We start from the raw sequence: 21,788 nt of genomic DNA on the forward strand, positions 1-21,788 counted from the left end.
AGCGTTCATCCTGAGCCAGGATCAAACTCTCCAATAAAGTTAGTTTGTCTAGCATCTAAAAATAAAAATTGACGTTCACGTTGTTTGTTTCGTTCAGTTTTCAAAGAACTAAAAGCGGGTGAAGAGAATCGAACTCTCGACCAGAGCTTGGAAGGCTCTTGTTTTACCACTAAACTACACCCGCGTGGTCGGGAAGACAGGATTTGAACCTGCGACCCCCTGGTCCCAAACCAGGTGCTCTACCAAGCTGAGCCACTTCCCGTTATGGCGCGCCCGAGAGGAGTCGAACCCCTAACCTCTTGATCCGTAGTCAAACGCTCTATCCAATTGAGCTACGGGCGCTTATTCATGATGTTTTTTCGTCGTTGTATTTTGGCGACTCAATTATCTTACCATACTACATTTTCAAATGCAAGTACTTTTTAAAAGATTTTTTGATGCGGCCGAGAGGACTTGAACCTCCACGGGGTTTCCCCCACTAGGCCCTCAACCTAGCGCGTCTGCCGTTCCGCCACGACCGCGCGGAAAAAACAAAAGTGAGCCATGAAGGATTCGAACCTTCGACCCTCTGATTAAAAGTCAGATGCTCTACCAACTGAGCTAATGGCTCGTAAATGGCTGGGCTAGCTGGATTCGAACCAGCGCATGACGGAGTCAAAGTCCGTTGCCTTACCGCTTGGCTATAGCCCATCGAAATAGTTATCTTCTTTTCAAAGACAAATGTTATTTTACCATAATGTCCAATAAAAAACAACTGCTATATAGCAGAAGTTAAAATGGCGGTCCCGACCGGGGTCGAACCGGCGATCTCCTGCGTGACAGGCAGGCATGTTAACCACTACACCACGGGACCATTTGGTTGCGGGGACAGGATTTGAACCTGCGACCTTCGGGTTATGAGCCCGACGAGCTACCGTACTGCTCCACCCCGCGATAATATTATTTATATAATTTATATGGTGGAGGATGACGGGATCGAACCGCCGACCCCCTGCTTGTAAGGCAGGTGCTCTCCCAGCTGAGCTAATCCTCCGAAGTGGTGACCCGTACGGGATTCGAACCCGTGTTACCGCCGTGAAAGGGCGGTGTCTTAACCACTTGACCAACGGGCCAATATGTATGGCAGAGAAGAAGGGATTCGAACCCTCGCACCGCGTTAGCGATCTACTCCCTTAGCAGGGGAGCCCCTTGAGCCACTTGGGTACTTCTCTGTATGGCTCCGCAGGTAGGACTCGAACCTACGACCGATCGGTTAACAGCCGATAGCTCTACCACTGAGCTACTGCGGAATAATGAAGACAATTTGTATCTTATAAAAATTCTCATCGTAAGTCAAGAAGTTTTTTCACAACATCTTGCGCAAACGTGACATGTTTATAATATACTGGATTGCGTTTTCACTGTCAAGATGTTTTCACTACCAGTTTTAGTTGTCCTTTACACTTTCCACATACATATCTTTGTGTATTTATTTGACGTCTTCTTACATATTGAAAAGAACACCCCATACATTCATACATAGAAACTCTCGTTTCCTCCTCACTAATCATTCGTTTACAAAAACGTGGTGCACCTACTTTCTTTAATAACTCACGAAAATCTCTATCTCGATGCTTATACCCTTTTCCTGTGATATGTAAGTGATAATGACAAAGTTCATGTTTAACAATCCCGACTAACTCTTCTTTTCCATATACTTCGTAATATCGATAATTCAATTCTATATTATGATTCTTCAATAGATAACGCCCACCAGTTGTACGTAACCTACTATTAAACATCGCTTTATGTAAAAACGGCATTCCAAAGCATTGTAACGATACCTCTTCCACTAACCGCTGAATTTCTTGCTCATCCATTCTCATTCCTCCTAAACTAAAAAATATTTCCACACTTTTCTCCCTTCTTATACATATAGTAAATAGTACATATACCCATCCTCATTCAAGAAGCGTGATTTCTAAAAATGCAGCATTGCTAGAAATCCACTCACCAACCTCTCATCAAAGTTACTTTAGCTAAAAGGAGCTACTTTTTTTGAGAGCAGGATTAAACAAGGAGGGATTCCTATGCCCACGTGGCTAAAGAAACAAATGCAACGTGCATATTTTGAGAAAAACCGGTATCAAATCAAGTTACTAAATGAATGCTGGTTTTATTATAGTAAAATACATCAAAGCTCATAATCAATTAAACTTTCCAGTTCATAAAAAAAGAGCAGTTTCATCTGCTCTCTTTTCTTACTATTCAATCGGTAACATTGATAATGCAACACGACCTTTTTTCGTATCAATATCATCTACCCATACCTTTACAATTTGTCCCACGGATACAATATCTAATGGATGCTTTACAAATTGTTTGCTTAGTTTAGAAATATGCACTAAACCATCTTGCTTCACACCAATATCAACAAAGGCACCGAAATCAACAACATTGCGGATCGTTCCCTCTAATTCCATACCACGCTTTAAATCTTCTAATTTTAAAATCCCCTTTTTCAAAAGTGGCTTTGGCAACTCATCCCTCATATCTCGCTCCGGGCTAATTAAAGCATCCATAATATCAACTAATGTCGGCTCACCAATCTCCGTCTCTTGAGATAATTTAGAAATATCTACTCCTTCGAAACTCTTTTGCAAGTTTGGTTTCCCCACATCATTCTTTGATAACCCTAAGCTCTTCAATAGCAATTCAACATTTTTATATTGTTCCGGATGAATCCCTGTGCGATCTAACGGATTCGCTCCTTCTAATATACGTAAAAACCCGATACATTGTTCATATGTTTTTGCACCTAAACGTGGGATTTTCTTTAACTCAGTACGCTTCGTGAATTTCCCATCTTCCTCACGCTTAGCTACAATATTTTTCGCAACTGTTTTTGATAACCCCGAAACATATTGCAACAATGCAACTGAAGCTGTATTTACATTAACACCAACTCGGTTAACTGCCGTCTCTACTACAAATGTTAATGATTCATTTAATCGCTTTTGAGATACATCATGTTGATATTGTCCCACCCCAACAGATTTAGGGTCAATTTTCACAAGCTCTGCAAGTGGATCTTGTAGACGTCTCCCAATTGAAACAGCACTTCTTTCTTCAACCTGTAAATTTGGAAACTCCTCGCGAGCTACATCAGATGCTGAGTACACACTAGCACCCGCTTCATTTACAATAATGTAAAATACATCTCGCTCTACATTTTGTAATACATCTACTATAAATTCTTCCGTTTCCCTCGAAGCTGTACCATTTCCAATCGCTATCATTTCAACTTCATATTTATCTATAATTGAAATGATTTTCGTTTTTGCATCCTCATATTTACGAGCAGGCGGATGCGGATAAATAACATCTATGTGAAGAACTTTTCCTGTATCATCTACTACAGCTAATTTACAACCGGTTCTATATGCTGGATCTACCGCTAACACAACTTTCCCTTTCATCGGAGGTTGTAATAATAAATTACGTAAATTCTCAGAGAAAATATGAATCGCTTGTTCTTCGGCCGTTTCCATTAATTCTTTACGAATTTCTCTTTCTATTGAAGGTTGAATTAATCGCTTATATCCATCTTCCATCGCTAATTGTACATAATGCGCACTTTTAGAAGCTTCATCAAGAATCATTTTTTTATGTAAAAACTGAAGAATTTCTTCAATTGGCGTGATAACAGAAACTCTTAATACGTCTTCCTTTTCACCACGATTCATAGCTAGTACACGATGCGGCACTACTTTTTGCAACGGTTCTTCATAGCCATAATACATTTCATATATATTCTTTTCATCTTTTTCTTTATCTTTTACAGATGAAGACATAATCCCTTTTCGGAAAGTAGTATTGCGAATCCAACTACGATATGCCGCATTATCCGAAACAAGTTCCGCAATAATATCTTGCGCACCTTGCAACGCATCTTCTGCAGACGCCACTTCCTTTTCTGCATTAACAAATTCCATAGCCTTCTCTGCTGGATTTTCTTTTTTATATAATAATAGCCACTCAGCTAACGGTTCTAATCCCTTTTCTTTAGCAATTGTAGCTTTCGTTCTTCTTTTTTCTTTATATGGACGATATAAGTCTTCTACTTCTTGAAGTTTTGTTGCAGCAACAATATGACGACGCAACTCTTCGGTTAGTTTACCCTTTTCACCAATAAGACGAAGAACCTCTTCTTTCCTATCTTCTAGTTGCATCATATATTGCCATCTTTCTAAGATTGCACGAATTTGCACCTCATCAAGAGACCCTGTCCATTCTTTTCGGTAACGAGCGATAAATGGAACTGTGTTACCTTCTTCTGTTAATTGAATAACATGACGAACTTGCTTTTCTGTAAAGCCTAATTCTTTCACTAACATTTTCATTAACCCTTGTCGATTATCTACCATTTCCATATCCAACCGTAACCTCCTCTATAATAAAAAAAAGTTGCCCTGTAAAGAGAGCAACTTAAACTGCCGATTTAAAAATCTATTAGTCCTAAACTAATTTGTAACGCTTCATCTACACGACTCATCATCACTTCATCTAAATGAGTGATTTTGTCCGTTAAGCGTTGCTTATCGATTGTTCGAATCTGCTCAAGTAAAATAACAGAATCCCTCTCAAAACCGTACTTTTTCGCATCAATTTCCACATGAGTGGGTAATTTCGCTTTTTGAATCTGTGCAGTAATAGCCGCTACAATCACAGTCGGACTAAAACGATTTCCGATGTCATTTTGAATGACAAGAACCGGACGAACGCCTCCTTGCTCAGAACCAACAACTGGGGAAAGGTCTGCAAAATACACGTCGCCGCGTTTTACAATCAAAATATTACCCCCCGCTAACTAAGCGTTCTACTGTATGAGCTGCTTCATACTCTGCTAAGAAAGCTTCAGATGCAATACCAAGATTAATTTTTCCCATTTCAATGTACCCACGTCGCATTGATTCATGTTGGTAGCGTTTCTTCGTCTTATGTTGACGCAATAACAGTTGTGTTGCCTGGCAAATTAGTTCATGGCGATTCTTATTCTCTTGTTTTCCAATTCCGTCCAATTCCGTTACCATTTGCTTTGGCAACCGAACCACGATTTCAGTAGTTACACTTGATTCGGACACAAAAATACACCTCCACCGTCAACTACACACCCAAATATATATATGACACCTATTGTAATAATACCATTGTATGGAGCCTGTTGCAAAGACTTCCTTATTCCTTGCTTATGTTTTCCAATTCATAAATAAAACATTCATCTTCTTTTACTTTTTATCTCTTTCAAACAAGAAATAAAGCAATCCTTCAGTAATATTTCATTGCAACTTATATTAATAACAAGTATAAAAAGAAGCTCCCCAGCGAAAAAGAGCCTATTCTTTATTAGTGAAACTCCTCCAAATGACGAGATGCTGAGTAATAATACCTTCTTCTATATATCGTTCAAATAATTGATTACTTCTACAACTTTACCGTGTCGTATAAATATTCTCGGTACACGGAAGCTTATCGTTGCAATAATTTCATAATTAATAGTCCCGGAATATTCAGCAACCTCGGTAGCACTAATATACTCATCACCTTGTCTCCCAATGAGTGTAACTTTCGTACCAAGTGGCACTTCACAAGGAAGATGTATCATGAATTGATCCATTGTCACTCGCCCTACAATCGGTACTCTTTCACCGTTTACAAGTACCTTAAACCCTTGCAATCTTCTAAGCCAGCCATCTGCATACCCAATCGCAACTGTCGCAATCCATTCTTCGGTTCTCGTTCGGTATGTGACATTATAACTAATCCCATCCCCTTTAATCACTTGCTTAATATGAGCAACTTTCGTATGAAGTGACAACGCCGGTTCCAATTTAAACGGTAAAAAAGGACGTATTTCTACAGATGGGGATAGTCCATACATCGCAATACCAATTCGCACTGCATTAAATGTAATCCCTTGAAATCTTAACGTTGCAGCACTATTGGCTGTATGGACAAATTTAGGGTTCACTCCAAATTCTTTCAACCAACTTAACTGCTGCAAGAACGTATTATATTGCTTATCAAAGTAAGAAGTCTCAACCTCATCGGATGTTGCAAAATGTGTATATACTCCTTCTAACTCTAAAAATGGCGCGCCTTCTAAACTCTTTAAGAACCCCTTTAATTCTTTTCGTTCGCGTATTCCAATTCTCCCCATACCACTATCAAAATTAATATGGAATTTCATTATTGATGAACCATCCCAGAGCTTTATCGCGTCTTCTACCCATTCTTTTTGAAAAACAGTTAATGCTACATCATTTTCAGCAGCAACATTTACATCACGAGGAGGGGAAGGACCTAATACTAAAATCGGTGCAGTAATACCAGCCCTCCGAAGCACTAAAGCTTCATCTAAAAAAGCAACTGCTAATCTTGTTGCCCCTGCTTCTAATGCGGTTTTAGCCACTGGTACATAATCGTGCCCATATGCATTCGCTTTAACTACAGCAAAAATTTCTACATCACTTGGAATGAACTCTTTAATATGCGTAACATTGTTATAGATCGCATCTAAATCCACTTCCACCCACGTGTCACGGTAAAACGGTGCTTCTTCCATAAATACACTTCCTTATACACGATATGCGAAGCTTATTCTTTTATATGCTTCTTTTATGAAATCCACCTTCAAACTAAGAAAAGACGTGGTGCACATATATCACCACGTCTAAGAAGTTTACTTCACCTGCTTCGCTGTAACCGAACGAGCCACCATCAACAACTCATTCGGCTCTAAACCTTTAGACACGAGCATATATTCTACTCCGTTATGTGACCACGTTACAGAGTCTTTCGTCAATGCACCAATCGTGAAACCAAGATCAACCGGCTCTCCACTTACACTTACCGCCGATGAGGCCTCTGCAACTTTTGACTTTTCTTGTATTAAAGTAAAGGATTTCTTACCTCCAGTGTATGTGAGTATTGCACGCTTGCCACTGTCTGTCTTCAACTCTTCTTCCTCTTTCAAAGTCATACCTTGCGGTGTATCACGTGGATACAAAATAGCAAACGGTTTGTCTTCTTTCGCTGCCGTCTGAACATCCACTTGTGCTCTAGACATATTTTGTTTCGTATCAAATGCACCTTTATCAAACTTTGCATCAAACTTTACTTTAGTGAAATCTACTTTTACAAGGACATTTTGATCATTATCCATCAGTTTCACAGAAACTGGTGTTAAATCACTTTTATTCAGCTTAATTTCTTGTTTCGGTAACATATTTTGATGTTGATAATTTGTTTTTGTTTTAAACACATAATACTTATCCGTTTTCTCGAAAGAGAGATTTTTCTTATCTTGCAAAATATCTCTTACAAGTGATTCATATAAATAAGCCTGGCTACTATTTTGCGGCCAATCACTTTGAAAACGGAAACTCTTATTAAGTGCCGGTGTTAATACAAATACACCTTCATCATTCCTTAAAATAATTTGACTCTGATCCTTTTTCGCATTCTGCAAATTCACACGATAATACGAAGGTTCTTTATGCCAAATTTCTACATTGTACTCTTGAGGTTCATTTCCTGTTTTAATAGATAATTTCGCTTCAGCTTGATAACTCTTCATACTTTTAACTTTCGTTTCTAAATCTCTCACAACATCTTCCTGTTTCTTTTCCATACAACCCGCCAACACAAAAACGGTCAATAAACCGACAAGAACTAAAAACAGACGCCTTTTCATCACTTCAGCCCCTTTGCCCCTATAAATGAATGGAAGATATGCCTTCCTTATCGCTACCTCAAATATATGAGACAAAGATATAAAATATGCAGACTAGCGTGACGAGCTTTCCAAAACAACTTGAGCAACGGCAAATTCTTTACTATGACTAATTGATAAATGAACAATATGCTCTGTATTTGTAATGATAATCGGCTTACCTCTATCATCATTCCTTACTTCAATATCTAAAAAACTCACTTCTTTCCCGATACCGGTCCCTACCGCTTTAGAATACGCCTCTTTTGCTGCAAATCTTCCAGCTACGAATTCTGTAAGACGACTTCCTTTCAGCCCCTCGGCAACACCACGTTCTCTTTCAGTTAAAATACGTTCCATAAATTTAAGCTTTCCATCTAGCATTTTTTCAATTCGATTTAACTCAATAATATCGATTCCAATCCCTATAATCATTTCAAAATCCCCTTCTTCTATTTAGCTTTCTTCATTCATATTGTAAGAATAACAGAGAATCTTTCCGATGCAAAAGGAGTGATACTAACAACATGCTAATACCATCCACTCGCATTTCCTTACAACCGATTATCATTTCTTTACTTCTTATACAATTAGTCATGATTATATTGAGCGACTTTTCCCTCTTTCACCTGGCAGCCTACAATGAATATATCGCTAAAGGAGAATGGTGGCGTGTCATAACTTCCTTACTTGTACACGTAGACTTACAACATTTCCTTTCTAATAGTATTTGTTTATTCGTATTTGGTTCTTCTATCGAAAAACAACTAGGACACTTTTCTTTCATCATTATTTTTTTCCTTTCTGGCATTCTCGGGAATATTTCTTCTTATATTATTATGCCTCTTGAATATATTCACGCCGGAGCATCTGGTGGTATTTTCGGATTACTAGGCGCCCAATTATTTTTATTGTATAGTCGATATCGTTCTTCAAAACCAAGAGACATCGCTATTTTTTCAATAATGATACTTATATTACTACTATTTACTTTCTTTAATCCCTCTGCCAATCCTATAAGCCATTTAACAGGACTAATCATCGGCGGCATGTGCACCCCTTTTTTAATAAAGTGAAACTTTAATCAGTGGGGGGGTTCCATCCCCCACTGATTATTAGTTGAACCAATCGGGCTTTTACGGGCAGTTGATCTCCCACCTAACTCCCTCGCATTCGCCGAATTTTAAGGCGGGAGTCTTACTGCCCGTTAATGCGGGACAAAAAAAAAACGATGGCGCAGAGCTTATTTAATATAGAAGCTCGCACCATCGATAATTTCCACATCTGTTTGTTTACTTAACTCTCTCATTAGTTGAAATAAAGACTCGTCCTTTTTCTTCGCCTCAATCATACAATCAATTCGCGGAACACTCCCCTTTATCTTTTTCAAAAAAGATAAGAAAGTATCTACATCAATAAAATCTGCATGTGCTCTCGGGTTTTTTCCATCTCTAGGACTGGAGATGTGCATTTTAACCGGTAACAAAGACGATTCCCACGTATGTACAACACGCGCCCAATCTTCATGCCAATCTTCCTGGTCATTATTCATCATATGATGGTGCAAATCAAACACGACTGGAATGTCTAATTTCTCACCTAAATACAATGTTTCTTCTAAAGAAAAGGTCGTGTCATCATTTTCTAATATAATCATCTCTTGAATACCTCTTGGAACAGTTGACCAATTTTCTATAAAGCGTTCTAATGCAAGCTCCTTATCTTTATAACCTCCTCCCACATGTAATACACATCGTTGCTTATGTTCAATTCCCATACCCTTTAACAATTTTTTGTGCATCTGCAATGTCTTTACAGATTGTTTGAGAACACTCTCCTCAGGTGAATTTAGTACAACAAAGTGATCTGGATGGAAGTCAATTCGCATATTCATACGAATTGCATATTCACCTAATTCTTTCAGATTTTCTTTTAACGGACGAATATAGTTCCAATCTAACAACTCCTCATGATTCGCTAAAGGAATAAGCTTGGAACTAAGTCGAAAGAAAGATATATCATGCCCTTTATTATGTTTTAATAACCGTAAGCAATTTTCCAAATTCGAATTAGCGATTCTTTCAAGTTTACGAATCGCAGCCTCTCGATCATCAATCCGCTGAAACTGTGCATACGTCATCGTTTGAGATGGAGAAGCATTCTTCAAATGTACACTCATCGCAACATACCCAAGTCTTACAAGCATATAGCACCTCATTTCTATACGAGTTACTATGTAGTATGCACAATTACAGAAATAAAAAAAGAGAATGCCAGCAAAGGGCATTCTCTTTTTTATTAAGCTTGTGGACGGCTATGATGTTTTCTTTCGCCGCGTCCATTTGAAGATCCAGGGCGACCTTCACCTTTACGACCACGGTTGCCATCACGGCTACCAGCATCACGGCTACCGCCATCACGATTACGATCACGGTTACGACCATCGCCACTTCCGCTTCCACGTCCATCACGATTGCGATCACGGTTACGACCATCGCCACCGCCGCGTCCATCACGACTACGATTACGATCACGGTTACCATCACGGTATCCACTTCCGTTACCACCGCGTTTTTTAGAACCGCCACCGCCACCTCTTGAAACAACTGGTGGTTCTGATGTTAAAGCGATCGGAGTTGTATCCGGCTCTTTTGTCATCATTTTTAAAGCAGCAGCTACTACTGTTACAGAATCATTCTCTTCTAACATTTCTTCTGCAATACGCTTGTAGTATGATAAGTTATCATTTTCAATTGTGCTTTGAAGTTTTTCAGCGATTAAACGTTGTTGACCTTCTAACGCCTCGTCAAGTGTCGGTGCGTCCATACGATCAACTTTACGTTTTGTTGTACGCTCGATATTTTTTAATTGTCCTGATTCACGTGGTGTTACAAATAACATTGCAATACCTTTTTTACCGGCACGGCCAGTACGACCGATACGGTGAACGTATGATTCTGGATCTTGTGGGATATCGAAGTTGTATACGTGTGTTACGCCTGAAATATCAAGACCACGTGCAGCAACGTCTGTTGCAACAAGAACTTCAATAGTACCTTCTTTAAATTTACGTAATACAGACATACGCTTCGCTTGTGTTAAGTCACCGTGAATACCTTCTGCTGCATAACCACGTAAGTTTAATGCTTCTGATAATTCATCAACACGACGCTTTGTACGACCGAATATGATTGCAAGCTCTGGAGATTGAATATCTAGTAAGCGTGTTAACACGTCAAACTTTTTCTTTTCTTGCACTTCTAAATAGAACTGCTGAATGTTTGGCATTGTTACTTCTTTTGCTTTTACTTTAATGTGTTGAGGCTCAGTCATGAAACGCTCAGCAATACGACGGATTGGATCTGGCATTGTCGCTGAGAATAATAATGTTTGATGTGTTTCTGGCACATCTGTTAAAATCGCTTCAATATCTTCAATGAAGCCCATGTTTAACATTTCATCCGCTTCGTCAAGAACAACAGTCTCTACGTTTTGTAAGCGAAGTGTTTTACGGTTGATATGATCTAAAATACGACCCGGCGTACCTACAATAATGTGTGGGTGTTTTTTTAGAGCACGAATTTGGCGGTTAATATCTTGACCACCATAAATTGGTAGAATACGAACACGTTTATGTTTACCAATTTTGTATAGCTCTTCTCCAACTTGAATTGCTAATTCACGCGTTGGCGCGATAACAATACCTTGAACTGCTTCTTTATTTGTATCCACTTTATCTAATAGTGGTAATCCGAATGCTGCTGTTTTCCCTGTACCTGTTTGCGCTTGCCCAATAATATCCTTACCTTGCAATGCATGTGGAATTGTTTCAGCTTGAATCGGCGTAGCCTCTTCAAAGCCCATACTTTCAACAGATTGTAGTAAAGACTCACTTAATCCTAGTTCTCGAAATGTTGTCAATGTTACTTCTCCTTTTCTATCCTATACTTATCATTTAAAAAAAGGCGTTTTCCGAACTTGCGGAAAAGCCATTTTCCTGAATACTTACGTATATAACCGGGCGTATATTCTTCACGAAAATACTTCTAAACGTTATTACACTTTATCAATTATAAGTTTTGTAGGTGTAAAAAGCAAACCCCAACTGTTACCTTATTTCATATTCAGAGCTTTTTTCTTTACTTTTATTTTTTTATCGTTTACTGTAAGCGCTTATTATAAGTTTCCACTATTTTCGTGGCTATCATCCCTATTTATATACACCAATTATTTCAACATCGTAATTACTTCTTCTAATTTCATGCCGCGAGATGCTTTTACTAATACAACATCTTTCGTACCGACTACTGCTTGCAACTCTTTTATTAACTCTTCTTTACTATCATACGCTTTTACACGGTCTTTAGGGAAATTAATTTTTGCACCTTCAGCAATTTGAGCCCCTAATTTACCATATGTGAATACATATGAAATTTTTGCTGGATCAATTAATTTACCTACTTCATAATGAAATTGCACTTCTTGATTTCCAAGTTCTAACATATCACCAAGCACAACAATTTTTTTAGCAAATCCATCTAAACCATTCATTAGGTGGAACGCAGCTTCCATAGCTGTTGGACTAGCATTATAAGCATCATTGATAATTGTTAAACCACTATCTGTTTTTACAATTTCCATACGCATACCTGTCATTTGAAGTGTTACTAAACCTTGTTTCATTTCTTCCCACGTTACACCAAAATGTTTTGCAATTGCCATTGAAGCAAGCGTATTATATACATTATGCTTTCCTAGTACTGGCAAATAGAATGACGAAGTTTCATCCCTGTTCATCTTAAAGTGTGTCCCAGTAGCCTGCAATGTTACAGTAGTTGGATAGTAATCATTTGCTCTCGCATCACCAAATGTAACTGTTTCAGCTGCTAAATTCATTTCTGGAACACGATTCGTTAATAGCGGCTCATCTCCATTATATACGAACACGCCACCCTTTTGTAAACCTGTAACAATTTCTAACTTCGCTTCAGCAATCGCCTCACGAGAGCCTAAATCCATTAAGTGCGCCTCACCAATGTTCGTAATAATAGCTGCATTAGGACGAGCTAACTTAGATAGAAATTCAATTTCTCCTCGGCTTGACATGCCCATTTCTAATACAGCTACTTCTGTATTTTCCTCTAAATTTAAAATAGTAAGAGGTAAACCGATGTGGTTGTTGAAATTACCTTCTGTTTTTTGAACTTTAAATTTAGTCGCAAGAATACTTGTTACAATATCTTTCGTAGATGTTTTACCATTACTACCCGTTACACCAATAACTTTTACATCCAATTGATCACGATAGTTTTTCGCTAACATTTGCAATGCTGCTAGTGTATCTTCTACAAAAATAACCGGAAGATTTTCAGGTGGGTTTTCTACATCTTTCATCCATAATGTAGCAATCGCCCCATTTTCAACAGCTTTGTCTACAAAAGCATGTCCATCGAAACGTTCACCTTGAATTGGAACATATAAATTTCCATTTTCAATTTTCCTCGTATCAATAGACACTCCTTGTATAGTAATTCCCTCATACCGCTCTGCTAATCCAGTACCATTTATCATCTGCTCTACTTGTTTTAACGTTCGATTTATCATGAAAACACTCCTTACATAGAGGAAGCACTATTCCTTCGAATAGTGCTTCCTCCTTTTTGTTAGATTGTATATTTAATTTTTTGTTTTTCTTCGTGACGCTCAATCGCTAAGCGAATTAGCTCTTCAATTAATTCCGGATACGGTAACCCTGTATGTTGCCATAATAGAGGGAACATACTAAACGGCGTGAATCCTGGCATTGTGTTTACTTCGTTAATATATACTTCTCCATCTTTCGTTAAGAAGAAATCAGCTCGTGTTAAGCCCGAACCATCTAATGATTGGAATGCGATAATTGCATCTCGCTTAATTACATTAGACTCTTCTTCTGTCATTTCAGCTGGAATAATTAACGCTGTATCACCATCGATGTATTTCGATTTGTAATCATAAAAATCTTTTTTCGGTACAATTTCACCTACAACTGAACATTTCGGCTCATCATTACCTAATACACCAACTTCTACTTCACGACCTACAATATTTTCTTCTACAATAATTTTACGGTCAAATTGGAATGCCTCTTCGAATGCATTCTCAAGCTCTTCACGATCATTACACTTATTAATACCAACACTTGAACCAAGGTTTGCTGGTTTTACGAAGCAAGGATATCCTAATACTTCTTCTACTTTTTCATACGCTGTTTCACGATCTTTTTCCCATGCACTACGAATGAAAGATGCATATTTCGCTTGTTTCAATCCAGCTTCTGCAAAGATATTTTTCATAACAACTTTATCCATACCAGCAGATGATGCTAATACACCGTTACCTACATATGGAATGTTTAGTAATTCTAATAACCCTTGTACTGTTCCATCTTCGCCATTCGGTCCATGTAATAATGGGAAAATAACATCAATTGCATCTTCTTGTTTAGAAGTTGCCGTTGGGATAATTTCTGTACTTAATGATACAGGAGAAATTGTATTCTCTTCCCCACTCATTTGTAATGCCTCAACATTTGTTACTTCGCCTTCAATACGCTCTCCACGCATCCATTGGCCTTGTTCTGTAATATAAATTGGATGAATCTCGAATTTATCTTGATTTAATGCTTTAATAGCAGCAAGAGCCGTTTGTAACGAAACTTGATGCTCAGCTGATTTTCCACCGTATAATAAACCTAATTTAATTTTTGTCACTGAAATCACCCTAACCAATTGTTTTCATTTTTCTATTTTAGCACTTTTTATAAAAATAGGTAGTTCCTATTTGAAATAAAATGTAACTTCCACAAATAATTAAAAGACACCACTTATTGGTTTTCTACACTTTTTCCCTTTAATTTCTACACAGCTAAACAAAATTAAACTTTAGAGCAAAATTGCTATCTAATCTAGTTATGTACCTAAAATATGTAGAAATCCACTTTGTGTGTATGTCATCTATATTACCCTACCATTTGTGGAGAATGAAAAAACACTGATTAAAGTTTCATTTTATTAAGAAGACTGTTTTGTAGGCGTATCTTTTTGCCTCTGCTCAACAAGACGATCTAAAGAAACATATACAAAGCCTGCAACTACACACCCTACACTTAAAATTGTAAATAAGTAGTGACCAAGCAAACGATCCAATAAAAAACCACCAAGAAGTGGACCGAATGCACTTCCTGTAATCCACTGCAAACTCGCCGCCCCCATATAGGTTCCTCTCAAATGCTCAGGGGCCAAATTCGCTACAAACGTCATCTGTACAGGTGACATAATCATCTCGCCTAACGTATATATGGCATAAACAAACATTAACGTCATTAAAATAATTGTAGCATTTGTATCATATTCTCCAAACCACTTCGGTAACCATCCTATAAAAAACAAACCAATTCCGAACAAACACGCACCGTATAACATCGTCTTTCCAACAGGTTTATCTGTCGCCCATTTTGAAATTTGAAATTGAAATAAAACAACTAATAGACCATTTAATGCCATTAAATATGGGTATGGATTGTTGACTCCAAAAATATCCTTCATTTCGTTATCAAAGTGAAGCGGTAACATGCCTTCTGTTTGAGAAAACCCCATAGAAATAATGATCCCCGCTAACAAATAAATCATTAACGCCTTATCTCTCATTAAAATTTTCCAAACTGCTCCGGATTCCTGCTCTTTACTTTTTTCCGTCATATCCGTAATTTTTGGCATTGTTTCTTTAATAAGTACTAACACTAGTAGCGCATAAAACAACATAGCGGATGAAGCAATAATAAACACGAGGTTCTTTGATAAAACAACTACTGATGCTCCCATTATCGGTCCAATTGCAGCACCAATATTGTGTCCCATTCGCAATAAACCATATGCTTCTGTTCTTTTTTCTGGCGCCGTCACATCTGCAACCATCGCTGATGCCGCTGGGTGAAATAGCGAATTACTTAACCCTAAAAAAATAGATAAAATGGCATATGGAATAAACCCTTCGATAAATAAAAAACCGAGCATTAGTAATGCATTACTCGCCATTGAAAATATCATAATTGGCTTTCTTCCATATATATCAGCTATTCTTCCGCCTATAAGCGAACCAAAACTTGCAGCTATTGGAGAAAGCGCCATAATGATTCCAACTTGTAATAAAGAATCTACCTTATCTTTTAAATATAGTGCAAAAAAAGGCATTAACATCATCATCGCAATTCCGTTCAAAGTCTCACCGATAAATCGAATCCATACGTTACGATCCATCCCTCTTAACTCACGCCATGTATTTTTCACATTTTCACCCCTTTAGTTCGCCAACAATTATCTTATAATACATTCAGAAAAATGTAAATTTTCAAAATAAAAATCCATCCTAACAGAATTAGAATGGATTTTTCCATTTATAAATTTGCTACATCTTCTTCTTTTTTACTATTATTTAAAACACTACGCTTTCTACTATAGGCGAAATAAACTACTATACCGATAACCATCCAAACACCAAAACTAATCCAAGCTGTCGCTGATAATTGAAGCATCAAATATAAGCAAAAGATAACTGTTAATGCTGGTAAAAATGGTACGAGCGGCGCCTTAAACGCCCTTGGTAAATCAGGATGAGTTCGTCTCATCACAATGACAGCAACAGCTACAAGTGCAAATGCTGACAAAGTTCCCATATTTACAAGATGTGCTAAAACATTTAAATCTATTAATCCTGAAATAAGTGCTGCAATAATACCTGTTGTCCATGTATTTAAAAATGGTGTTTTAAATTTCGGATGAACTTTAGCAAGACGCTTCGGTAACAATCCATCTCGGCTCATTGCATATGAAACACGAACTTGCCCATACATCATAACTAGCATTACAGTTGTAATTCCTGTAATTGCTCCTACTGATATCACTCCCGCCAAACTATCTTGTCCAATAAATTGAAGTGCGAAAGCAACTGGATCTGATATATTCAACTGACCGTATGGAACAATCCCTGTCAAAATAAGTGAAACAACAATGTAAAGAACCGTACAAACTAGTAACGATGCAATAATTCCAATCGGCAAATCGCGTTGTGGGCGCTTCACTTCTTCTGCGGCTGTTGATACAGCATCAAATCCAATGAATGCGAAGAAAACTGTAGCTGCTCCAGCCATTACACCATCTAACCCAAATGGCATAAAAGGTGTCCAATTTTCAGGTTTTACATAATTAAATCCGGCGAAGATAAAAATGAGAACAACTGCTAGTTTAATAAATACCATTATATTATTTACACGTGCACTTTCACGAACACCTCTAGATAAAAGAGCCGTCATAACTAGAATAATTAGAACTGCAGGTAAATCAATTATTCCACCCTTTCCAGTACCAGGGGCCGAGGAGAGAATGGTCGGAATATGAATCCCAAATCCCTTTAATAACGATTGAAAATACGCTGACCATCCATTGGCTACAGCAGATGTGGCTAATAAATACTCGAGCATTAAATCCCATCCAATTAAGAAGGCAAATACTTCTCCCATCGTCGCATACGTGTACGTGTAAACACTCCCCGAGACAGGAACTGAAGAAGCAAATTCAGCGTAACAAAATGCAGCAAAGGCACAAGCTAATGCAGCTATAGCAAATGATAATATAATAGCTGGTCCAGAATGTTTCGCTGCTACAACGCCAGTAAGAACAAAAATACCAGTTCCAACAATTGCTCCGATTCCAAGCATTGTTAAATCAAGTGCCCCTAACGTTCTCGATAATGTCTTTTGCTTACTTTCTTGCAGTAACGTTGAAATCGGCTTCTTTTGAAAAATTTGCTTCATACTGTGCTCCTCCATGATTTTAGTTTTCTGAAAATTTAATTTACTTTTTTTCATTTTACCCACGGCATGTTTTTTAGTCAATACTTTTGTCGAAATAAACAGAAAACTATCGAGATACATACTATACTCTTATCATCCTTTCGATAAAAAGATTCAGACAATCATATCTATATATATTTTCATAACTTTTTTTGTATTATTATACATGTCGATTCCATAAAAGAGGCATGCTCCCGTAGTGAGCATGCCTCTTTTTACTTATTTCACAGTATATGAACCCTCTTCAATCCAGCTATACATATATTTTTCATCTTCCGTCTCATGTGCTTGTTTTACAATACGAAGCGGACGGAATGTATCTATCATAACAGCCAGTTCAAGTGTCTCTTTCTTCCCTATACTCGCTTCTGTTTTCCCTGGATGTGGCCCATGCGGGATCCCGCTTGGATGAAGCGTAATAGAACCTTCTTCTACACCTTTTCGGCTCATAAAATTACCTTCTACATAGTACAGTACTTCATCACTATTCACATTACTATGATAATATGGTGCCGGAATAGATTCTGGATGATAATCGTATAAACGCGGTACGAAAGAGCAAATGACGAAATTATGCCCTTCGAATGTTTGATGTACTGGTGGTGGCTGATGAATACGACCTGTAATTGGTTCAAAATCCTCCACATTAAAGACCCACGGATATAAATACCCATCCCATCCAACAACATCTAACGGATGGTGCCCTAACACATGCTTGTGCATATAACCTCTCGACTTTGTCATTACGACAAACTCACCTTTTTCATCATATGTCTCCAATTTCTCTGGTCCACGCATATCTCTTTCACAAAACGGACTATGTTCTAACAATTGCCCATATTCATTGCGATAGCGACTTGGTGTTGTAATTTGGCTATTTGCCTCTACAACAAGAAACTTAGTCTCTCCCTCATCTGGAATAACACGATAAATCGTTCCAATTGGAATTGTTACATAATCACCTTTTCTATAGTGAATCGTTCCAAACATCGTTTCAATTTTTCCTGTTCCATAATGAACAAATAACATTTCATCGCCATCACCATTACGGTAAAAATAATCCATTTTTTCTGTTGGACTCACTACTCCAATTAATAAATCCTCATTTCCAAGCATAAAGTTTCTTCCGCTTACTGCATCACCAGTTTTTTTATTTTCTTTCGTACGGAAGTGGCGATGAGCAAGAAGGGCATCCTCTTCATACTGTAACTGACAAGAATGCGATAATGCCGCGTGCCCTACTTCTGTTGGCATATAATGATGATACAAAATAGATTGGGTACCAGAGAAACCTTTTGTCCCCATTACCTGCTCACGATAAAGCGATCCATCTTTTTTACGAAATTGTACATGTCGTTTATGAGGTAGCTCCCCCATGTGACGATAAAACATGCCCATCACCTGCTTTCATGTCTTTTTTGACCGTATTACGTAACGTACCTAAACCAGTAATCGACAGCTCTACAACATCTCCATCTTGTAGCCACTCTTCTGTACCAAGTTCTAAAATACATCCTGTTCCTACTGTCCCAGAACCAATCACATCTCCTGGATATAACGTAACGTCTTCCGAAGCACGTTCAATCATTTCAGCAAATGTATAGTAAATATCTTGGAAGTTTCCCTTTGATAATATCTTTCCATTTACATGAGCAGTCATCTCTAAATCATAACGATCACCGTTACGATAAACGTCTAATTCCTCTTTCGTAACGAGATACGCTCCTAATGAAGTTGCAAAATCTTTTCCTTTCGCTGGACCGAGTCCCACTTTCATTTCTGTTGCTTGTAAGTCCCTTGCACTCCAGTCGTTCATAATGCAGTAACCAAAAATATATTCCTCTGCTTGTTCACGAGAAATGTTTCGTCCTTCTTTCCCAATTACGCAAGCAATCTCTAACTCATAATCAAGCTTTTTAGACTTCTTCGGACCAATAACAAAATCATCTGGCCCAATAACAGCACGGTGGTTCGTAAAATAAAAAACCGGGATATCATACCATTCAGGTACAACATCTAGCCCTCTTCTCCCGCGGGCTGTTTTTACATGCTGTTCAAATGCATAAAAATCTCGAATGCTACTCGGATTAGGAATTGCCGCTGCTAATTGAACTTCCTCTAAGGAATATATACCCTTTTCAGGATTCTTAATATTACGCAATACTTCTACATACTCATCCGCTTTCTCTAAAAAGGCGAACATAGAAGAAGGTAATTGTCCATTACTTGCAAGATTCATATCGATTACTTTGTCACCTTCAAGCCATCCAGCTCGCATTTCTTTCGATGGGAGACGAAATGTAACAAATTTCATCTTGATTCCTCCCTATGAAAATGAAATTTCCACCAACAAAGGAACTCTTGCTGGTGGATACAAATTTTATAAATTTCCGCGACGCTCTTGTTCTCTTTCAATTGATTCGAACAACGCTTTAAAGTTCCCTTCGCCAAATCCACGAGAACCTTTACGTTGGATGATTTCGATAAATAGAGTTGGACGATCTACAATTGGTTTCGTAAAGATTTGTAATAAATAACCTTCTTCGTCACGGTCTACTAGAATCTTCAATTCTTTTAATCTATCAATTTCTTCATCAATTTTCCCCACTCGTGCAGTTAACTCATCGTAATACGTATCTGGCGTATCTAAAAACTCCACGCCATTCGCACGAAGCACTTCAATTGTTTTTACAATGTCACTTGTTAATAAAGCAAGATGCTGTACACCCGCTCCGTTATAGAACTCTAGATATTCTTGAATTTGTGACTTTCTTTTTCCGTCTGCTGGTTCATTAATTGGAAACTTAATACGGCTTCCATTCGTCATAACTTTTGACATTAATGCCGAATACTCTGTGCTAATATCGTCATCATCAAAGTGAATCATTTGTTTAAATCCCATGACGTTCTCATAATAACTAACCCATTCTTCCATTTTCTCAACGTTACCAACTACATGGTCTACAGCAATTAAACCGGATTCTTCAAATGGAATATTGAACTCTACCTTTTGAAATCCTGGCATGAATGTTCCTTTATAATTTTTACGCTCTACAAGCGTGTGAATTGTATCACCATACGTACCAATAACCGCTTTTTTCAATGTACCGTCCTCATCTGTTAACTCTTCAGGAGGAGCAATCGCAACAGCGCCACGTTTTACAGCTTCAGAGTATGCTTTATCAACATCATCAACAAGTAAAGCCACATCTTTCACTCCATCACCATGAGTCTTTACAAACTCTGCAATACGACTATCACTACTTAAAGCTCCAGACACAACAAAACGCATATTTTTTTGCACAAGAACATAAGATACCTTTTCACGGTTTCCTGTTTCTAATCCAGAATAAGCTACAATTTTGAATCCAAACGCTCTCGCAAGATAATAACTTGATTGCTTTGCATTCCCTACGTAAAATTCCAAATGATCTACATCACGTACCGGAAAAAAGTCCTCCATTTGTGCAGCTAGCGTATCCATAGATTTTTGTTTCATAATATCTTCATCCCCCTGTAAATAGATTAAATGGTCCATACTTAAAACCAACCGAAAACGCTTCCAACATCAATTAATAGAAATTAGTTAGCAAGCTAACAATTTCCGACCTTTAAAATTTTCTATCTTTTCTGTCAAATTCCTCTTTTTTTCTTACATATAAAATTCGACTTTTTTCTCTTTAAAGTAAGGGGAAAATATTAATACTTGAAGGTACATATGAGAGGAAAACAAAAAAGACTCCAACATATTAACTACTTACTAATACGTTAGAGTCTTTATTTTTTTTGAATGATTGTATTTATATTTTTCATACTAATATATTTGCAAGGAATAGAATAAATGATGTTAATATTACCGCTCCGCCTAATGATCCTAATAAATCTGTTTTTGTTACTTGTAACACTTGTTCACTGTTCATATTCCTCATTCTCCTTTCATTTTGTACAATTTAAAACTTTTATTATACTAATACGCTTGATAGAAATACGATTAATGCTGTTAATACTACTGCTCCGCTTGCTGATCCTAAGAAATCACCTTTTGTTACTTGTAATACTTGCTCTTTCATATCTTTCATTCTCCCTTCATTTATCTTTTGTTACAAAACTTCTATTATACTAATACGCTTGATAGAAATACGATTA

20 protein-coding genes and 12 tRNA genes are annotated in these 21,788 nt (G+C 37.6%); 2 read left to right on the top strand and 30 right to left on the bottom strand.

What is annotated here, in order from left to right; genetic code table 11:
• Positions 1–113: 113 nt before the first annotated feature.
• The 13 genes from MR066_RS26450 to MR066_RS26510 all read right to left on the bottom strand — a co-directional run bounded on the left by MR066_RS26450 (position 114) and on the right by MR066_RS26510 (position 1,859).
• Positions 114–184: transfer RNA gene (locus MR066_RS26450), tRNA-Gly, on the bottom strand.
• Between the two features lies 1 nt (position 185).
• Positions 186–262 (bottom strand) — tRNA-Pro (locus tag MR066_RS26455).
• A gap of 3 nt (positions 263–265) precedes the next feature.
• Positions 266–342: transfer RNA gene (locus tag MR066_RS26460), tRNA-Arg, on the bottom strand.
• A 96-nt stretch (positions 343–438) separates the two neighbouring features.
• A tRNA-Leu gene (locus MR066_RS26465) sits at positions 439–521 on the bottom strand.
• Positions 522–537: 16 nt separating this feature from the next.
• A tRNA-Lys gene (locus MR066_RS26470) sits at positions 538–610 on the bottom strand.
• 5 nt (positions 611–615) lie between these two features.
• A tRNA-Gln gene (locus tag MR066_RS26475) sits at positions 616–690 on the bottom strand.
• A gap of 87 nt (positions 691–777) precedes the next feature.
• Positions 778–853, bottom strand: a tRNA-Asp gene (locus tag MR066_RS26480).
• Positions 854–856: 3 nt separating this feature from the next.
• Positions 857–933, bottom strand: a tRNA-Met gene (locus MR066_RS26485).
• 24 nt (positions 934–957) lie between these two features.
• Positions 958–1,033, bottom strand: a tRNA-Val gene (locus tag MR066_RS26490).
• Between the two features lie 4 nt (positions 1,034–1,037).
• Positions 1,038–1,112: transfer RNA gene (locus tag MR066_RS26495), tRNA-Glu, on the bottom strand.
• A gap of 8 nt (positions 1,113–1,120) precedes the next feature.
• Positions 1,121–1,211 (bottom strand) — tRNA-Ser (locus MR066_RS26500).
• Between the two features lie 3 nt (positions 1,212–1,214).
• Positions 1,215–1,289, bottom strand: a tRNA-Asn gene (locus MR066_RS26505).
• Positions 1,290–1,403: 114 nt separating this feature from the next.
• Positions 1,404–1,859: a SprT family protein gene (locus tag MR066_RS26510; protein WP_016095131.1), complete on the bottom strand. Its 456-nt coding sequence runs from the start codon at positions 1,857–1,859 to the stop codon at positions 1,404–1,406.
• A gap of 210 nt (positions 1,860–2,069) precedes the next feature.
• Here MR066_RS26510 and cmpA point away from each other — a divergent pair, with 210 nt between their 5' ends.
• Positions 2,070–2,186 carry a cortex morphogenetic protein CmpA gene (gene cmpA / locus MR066_RS26515; protein WP_001143642.1) on the top strand — a complete coding sequence of 39 codons (117 nt, stop codon included), beginning with the start codon at positions 2,070–2,072 and terminating at the stop codon, positions 2,184–2,186.
• A gap of 57 nt (positions 2,187–2,243) precedes the next feature.
• Here cmpA and MR066_RS26520 read toward each other — a convergent pair whose 3' ends face one another.
• From MR066_RS26520 to acpS, 6 genes are all read right to left on the bottom strand, one after another.
• On the bottom strand, positions 2,244–4,412 hold the full coding sequence (locus MR066_RS26520; RefSeq protein WP_002029442.1) for a Tex family protein: 2,169 nt from the start codon (positions 4,410–4,412) through the stop codon (positions 2,244–2,246).
• Between the two features lie 68 nt (positions 4,413–4,480).
• Positions 4,481–4,831 carry a type II toxin-antitoxin system endoribonuclease NdoA gene (gene ndoA / locus MR066_RS26525; protein ID WP_000635965.1) on the bottom strand — a complete coding sequence of 117 codons (351 nt, stop codon included), beginning with the start codon at positions 4,829–4,831 and terminating at the stop codon, positions 4,481–4,483.
• Positions 4,832–4,835: 4 nt separating this feature from the next.
• Positions 4,836–5,123 (bottom strand): antitoxin EndoAI, encoded by a 288-nt coding sequence (locus tag MR066_RS26530; protein WP_000004570.1) that lies wholly within the window; start codon positions 5,121–5,123, stop codon positions 4,836–4,838.
• Positions 5,124–5,434: 311 nt separating this feature from the next.
• Positions 5,435–6,604 (bottom strand): alanine racemase, encoded by a 1,170-nt coding sequence (gene alr / locus MR066_RS26535; RefSeq protein ID WP_002009971.1) that lies wholly within the window; start codon positions 6,602–6,604, stop codon positions 5,435–5,437.
• Between the two features lie 117 nt (positions 6,605–6,721).
• Positions 6,722–7,672 carry a LolA family protein gene (locus MR066_RS26540; RefSeq protein WP_201053698.1) on the bottom strand — a complete coding sequence of 317 codons (951 nt, stop codon included), beginning with the start codon at positions 7,670–7,672 and terminating at the stop codon, positions 6,722–6,724.
• 156 nt (positions 7,673–7,828) lie between these two features.
• Entirely contained in the window at positions 7,829–8,188 is a 360-nt protein-coding gene (gene acpS / locus MR066_RS26545) for a holo-ACP synthase (RefSeq protein WP_002029438.1), read from the bottom strand.
• 92 nt (positions 8,189–8,280) lie between these two features.
• On the opposite strand from acpS, the gene MR066_RS26550 reads away from it, so the two are divergent.
• The gene (locus MR066_RS26550; RefSeq protein ID WP_002139859.1) at positions 8,281–8,829 is read left to right on the top strand and encodes a rhomboid family intramembrane serine protease; all 549 of its coding nucleotides are present in this window, start codon (positions 8,281–8,283) and stop codon (positions 8,827–8,829) included.
• A 167-nt stretch (positions 8,830–8,996) separates the two neighbouring features.
• Here the strand turns inward: MR066_RS26550 and uvsE are convergent, their stop codons facing one another.
• The 11 genes from uvsE to MR066_RS26605 all read right to left on the bottom strand — a co-directional run bounded on the left by uvsE (position 8,997) and on the right by MR066_RS26605 (position 21,721).
• Entirely contained in the window at positions 8,997–9,959 is a 963-nt protein-coding gene (gene uvsE, locus MR066_RS26555; protein ID WP_088038197.1) for a UV DNA damage repair endonuclease UvsE, read from the bottom strand.
• Between the two features lie 92 nt (positions 9,960–10,051).
• Positions 10,052–11,674, bottom strand: coding sequence for a degradosome RNA helicase CshA (locus tag MR066_RS26560; protein ID WP_060751507.1), 1,623 nt, complete (start codon positions 11,672–11,674; stop codon positions 10,052–10,054).
• 306 nt (positions 11,675–11,980) lie between these two features.
• Positions 11,981–13,357: a UDP-N-acetylmuramoyl-tripeptide--D-alanyl-D-alanine ligase gene (gene murF, locus MR066_RS26565; protein WP_002124813.1), complete on the bottom strand. Its 1,377-nt coding sequence runs from the start codon at positions 13,355–13,357 to the stop codon at positions 11,981–11,983.
• Positions 13,358–13,416: 59 nt separating this feature from the next.
• On the bottom strand, positions 13,417–14,505 hold the full coding sequence (locus MR066_RS26570; RefSeq protein ID WP_002009961.1) for a D-alanine--D-alanine ligase: 1,089 nt from the start codon (positions 14,503–14,505) through the stop codon (positions 13,417–13,419).
• A gap of 300 nt (positions 14,506–14,805) precedes the next feature.
• The gene (locus MR066_RS26575; RefSeq protein WP_002029432.1) at positions 14,806–16,080 is read right to left on the bottom strand and encodes an MDR family MFS transporter; all 1,275 of its coding nucleotides are present in this window, start codon (positions 16,078–16,080) and stop codon (positions 14,806–14,808) included.
• A 107-nt stretch (positions 16,081–16,187) separates the two neighbouring features.
• Entirely contained in the window at positions 16,188–17,603 is a 1,416-nt protein-coding gene (locus tag MR066_RS26580) for a branched-chain amino acid transporter BcaP (RefSeq protein ID WP_098635050.1), read from the bottom strand.
• A 258-nt stretch (positions 17,604–17,861) separates the two neighbouring features.
• Positions 17,862–19,034 carry a homogentisate 1,2-dioxygenase gene (locus tag MR066_RS26585; protein WP_002140161.1) on the bottom strand — a complete coding sequence of 391 codons (1,173 nt, stop codon included), beginning with the start codon at positions 19,032–19,034 and terminating at the stop codon, positions 17,862–17,864.
• Positions 19,000–19,956, bottom strand: coding sequence for a fumarylacetoacetate hydrolase family protein (locus tag MR066_RS26590; RefSeq protein ID WP_002140160.1), 957 nt, complete (start codon positions 19,954–19,956; stop codon positions 19,000–19,002). Before MR066_RS26590 ends, MR066_RS26585 begins: the two co-directional genes overlap by 35 nt.
• Positions 19,957–20,022: 66 nt before the next feature.
• Positions 20,023–21,141 (bottom strand): 4-hydroxyphenylpyruvate dioxygenase, encoded by a 1,119-nt coding sequence (gene hppD / locus MR066_RS26595; RefSeq protein ID WP_000810917.1) that lies wholly within the window; start codon positions 21,139–21,141, stop codon positions 20,023–20,025.
• Positions 21,142–21,451: 310 nt separating this feature from the next.
• Positions 21,452–21,562 (bottom strand): DUF3948 family protein, encoded by a 111-nt coding sequence (locus tag MR066_RS26600; RefSeq protein WP_001083697.1) that lies wholly within the window; start codon positions 21,560–21,562, stop codon positions 21,452–21,454.
• A 42-nt stretch (positions 21,563–21,604) separates the two neighbouring features.
• A complete protein-coding gene (locus MR066_RS26605) occupies positions 21,605–21,721 on the bottom strand; it encodes a DUF3948 family protein (protein WP_002029425.1) in 117 nt (38 codons plus the stop codon).
• Between the last annotated feature and the right edge of the window lie 67 nt (positions 21,722–21,788).

The organism is Bacillus cereus group sp. BfR-BA-01523 (assembly GCF_022662615.1).
Lineage (GTDB): Bacteria > Bacillota > Bacilli > Bacillales > Bacillaceae_G > Bacillus_A > Bacillus_A mycoides.